Here is a 3106-nt window from a genome sequence, read left to right on the forward strand (position 1 = left end):
CCCCAGCGCCCCGACCAGCGGCCGGCGTCCGGTCGGGGGCGTCATCCGGCCGGCGGCGGTCGGACCGCGCCGGTCCGTCCCGTGCGGCGGCTCCCGTCCACCGGCGACCGCTGGTGCCGACGGTCGGCACATCGGGCAGCCGGTGCCGGGCACACGACAGCGGGGCGGGTCACCGAGTCGGTGTCCCGCCCCGCCGGGCGTCGTACGGGCGGCCGCGTGGGCCGCCCGGTGTCACTCCTGCTCGAAGCGGCGCCGGAAGCGCTCCTCCATACGGCCGGTGAAGCCACCGCCGCTCTCGCCGGGCTGCTTGTCCTTCGGGGCGGCCCCGCCCTGACCGGTCGTCTCCTCGCCGCCGCGCCGGGCGCCGATCGAGGTGACCGCCAGCAACGCGCCGCCGAGCATGGCGAGGAAGCCGACGATGCTGAGGATCGGCAGGTCGCCGAGCCAGAGAGCCCGGAAGGGGATCCCGGCGACGAGCAGCACGAGGCCCACCACGAACAGGACGGCGCCCTGGATGCGGCGGCGACGGGCGGGCTTGCTCCGCCGGCTACCGCTGACCGAGGACGCGAACTTGGGGTCCTCCTGGTAGAGGGCGCGTTCGATCTGTTCGAGCAGGCGCTGCTCGTGCTCGGAGAGCGGCATGCCTTCACCTCCGGCACACGTAATCGGACGGTAGGCCGCATTCGGCCCGGGCCTCCTCGCCCCGGCCGGTACGACGGGCGCCCCAACCTGGGCGTCTGATGTCCAGAGTACGAGGCGAATCGTGCCGCGACCACCCGGACCGTCCAACCCGCTCGGCTGATCGTCGAGCGGACGGCGTGGCGCGGCGTGTCGTCGCTCACCCGGACTGTCGCAGACCCACCCGGACGGGGGTGGGCAGCCGGGTGAACGCCGGACGACCGGTCACCGACGGCAGCCGGAAGGCGACCGTCGGCCACCGGCGGCGGGGACGGGTGTCAGTACCGCCGGGCGAGCAGATGCAACCGCGGGGCGACCTCGGCGAGGGCGCCGACCTGCGACGCGAGCGCGTCCAGCTCGTCACGCTCGTCGCGGCCCGCCGTCTCGCCCTCCTGGCCGGGACCGGGCAGCCACGCCTCGAGGGTGCCGTCACCCTGCAGGATCTCGGTCCGCAGCCGTCCGGTCTCGGCGGTGAGCTCCTGCAGCCGGTGCGCGTCGAACCGGCGCAGCAGCCGGTCGTCGGTACCGGTGCGGCCCTCGGGGTCGGTGAGCAGGGCACGGGCCTCGGCGAGCCGGCCCGTGGCCAGTCGCCCGATGAACGCGCCGTAGCGCCCCACCGTCAGCACCGACACCGCCCCGCCCGGGGCGGCGGCCGCGGCGAGCGCGGCGAGCACCCGGCCCGGGCCGTCGACGACCTCGAGCAGCCCGTGGCCCAGGACGAGGTCGGCGCCGTCGGCCGGGGCGACCTCGGCGAGGGTGTCGACGTCGCCGTTCACGGGGGTGATCCGGTCGGTCACGCCGGCCTCACCGGCACGCCGGGCCAGCGTCGCCAGCGCGTTGGGACTGGTGTCGACGACGGTCACCGCGCAGCCGGCGATCGCCAGCGGCACCGCCCACGTGCCGCTGCCCCCGCCGACGTCGAGCACCCGGGGCGCGGCCCCGGTGTCCCGGCGGACACGGTCGATCTCCCTGTCCAGCACCCGGAACACGGCGGCCCCGCGCGCTGCTCCGGCCTGCTCGCGTGTCGGCGATCCCACGGCACCGAGACTAGTGGCCCCCGCCGGTGCCCGGCCCGCCCGCCCGCCGCGACGCCCACGACCGGGCGCCCGACGATCACCTGCACTCCGCTCGGCGACCGTGCCGGACCGCACGGTACGTTGGGTGGGTGCAGGTCGTCGCCACGCTCAGTCTCAAGGGTGGCGTCGGCAAGACCACGGTCGCACTGGGTCTGGCCGGCGCGGCGCAGCGGCACGGCGTCTCCACCCTCGTGGTGGATCTCGACCCGCAGGCCAACGCCACCACCGCGCTCGACCCGGAGCCCACCACGGCGACCGTCGCCGACGTGCTGGACGAGCCGCGCCGCGCGGTGGTCGAACGGGCCATCGCGCCGTCGGCGTGGGGCGAGGGCCTCGACGTGCTGGTCGGCGCGGAGCAGACCGAGCGGCACAACCACCCCGACCCGGGGGCGGCGCAGCTGTACCGGCTGGACCGCGCCCTGCAGCGGCTGGCCGGCGAGCTGATCACCGACGACTCCGGTGGCTCCGAGCACGCCGAGGAGCGCTACCGGCTGGTGATCGTGGACTGCCCGCCGTCGCTGGGGCAGCTGACCCGCAGCGCGCTGTCCGCCGCGGACCGGGCGATCCTGGTGACCGACCCGACGATGTTCTCGGTGTCCGGCGTGCAGCGCGCGTTCGACGCGGTCCAGACCGAGCGCGAGCGGTCCAACGACCGCCTGCAGCCGCTGGGCGTGCTGGTCAACCGGGTGCGGCCGCGCAACACCGAGCACGAGTTCCGGATCTCGGAGCTGCGCGAGCTGTTCGGTCCCCTGGTGTTCAACAGCGTCCTGCCCGACCGCTCGGCGGTCCAGCAGGCCCAGGGCGCCTGCCTGCCGATCCAGGCCTGGGACACCCCGGGCGCCCGGGAGATCTCCGCGGTGTTCACCGCGCTGCTGGGCCGGGTGCTGCGCAGCGCCTCGCGCCCCGCCGCCTCGGCCTGACCGGCCCCCTCCCGGTCCGTTCCTCGGCCCCGCCCGTTCCCGCTCTCCTGCCGTCCGCCGATCCGCTCCCCCGTGCGGCCCGCCGCTCCGGCGGACGGACCTCACCGGGGCAGCAGCAGCTGCACCCGGGTCACGAACTGCTCGGCCTGGCGCAGCAGGTCGTCGGCGGCACGCCGGTCGATGTGCCGCCCGATCCCGGCCTCGGCCTCGATCCGCAGCCGCGAGCACCCGGCGAAGAACGCCGCCCACTCCTCCAGCTCCGGAGCGACCTCGGCGAGGAGCCGCCAGACGTCGCGCGGGGCGCCCCGGCGGGTCCGGGGCCGGGCCCGCATCGCCAGCACCGCCGCCCCGGCACGCAGCGCGGCGAGGTAGGCGGCCGGGTAGCGACGCAGCGGCTCGGTCTCCCGGTGCGCCTCGGCGAGCTGCTCGGCG

Annotated in this window: 4 protein-coding genes; 1 reads left to right on the forward strand and 3 read right to left on the reverse strand. The window is 76.5% G+C overall.

Going from position 1 to position 3106, the window contains the following annotated elements:
- Positions 1–231: 231 nt before the first annotated feature.
- Together GTW08_RS02675 and GTW08_RS02680 are read right to left on the reverse strand one after the other, a co-directional pair.
- Positions 232–642, reverse strand: coding sequence for a DUF3040 domain-containing protein (locus GTW08_RS02675; RefSeq protein WP_073573928.1), 411 nt, complete (start codon positions 640–642; stop codon positions 232–234).
- 314 nt (positions 643–956) lie between these two features.
- Positions 957–1715 (reverse strand): class I SAM-dependent methyltransferase, encoded by a 759-nt coding sequence (locus GTW08_RS02680; protein WP_073573929.1) that lies wholly within the window; start codon positions 1713–1715, stop codon positions 957–959.
- Between the two features lie 128 nt (positions 1716–1843).
- Here GTW08_RS02680 and GTW08_RS02685 point away from each other — a divergent pair, with 128 nt between their 5' ends.
- Complete coding sequence (locus GTW08_RS02685) at positions 1844–2674, forward strand: ParA family protein (protein ID WP_073573930.1); 831 nt, start codon at positions 1844–1846, stop codon at positions 2672–2674.
- Between the two features lie 101 nt (positions 2675–2775).
- On the opposite strand, the gene GTW08_RS02690 is transcribed toward GTW08_RS02685, so the two are convergent.
- Positions 2776–3106: SAV_6107 family HEPN domain-containing protein (locus GTW08_RS02690; protein ID WP_161151344.1), on the reverse strand; the 331-nt coding region annotated here is incomplete at its 5' end.

The sequence above is a fragment of the Pseudonocardia sp. SID8383 genome, assembly GCF_009864975.1.
Classification (GTDB): domain Bacteria; phylum Actinomycetota; class Actinomycetes; order Mycobacteriales; family Pseudonocardiaceae; genus Pseudonocardia; species Pseudonocardia alni.

Bases quoted from the DNA above. Each gene is read 5' to 3' on its own strand.
- GTW08_RS02675 (WP_073573928.1), bottom strand. From the start codon at position 642: ATGCCGCTCTCCGAGCACGAGCAGCGCCTGCTCGAACAGATCGAACGC.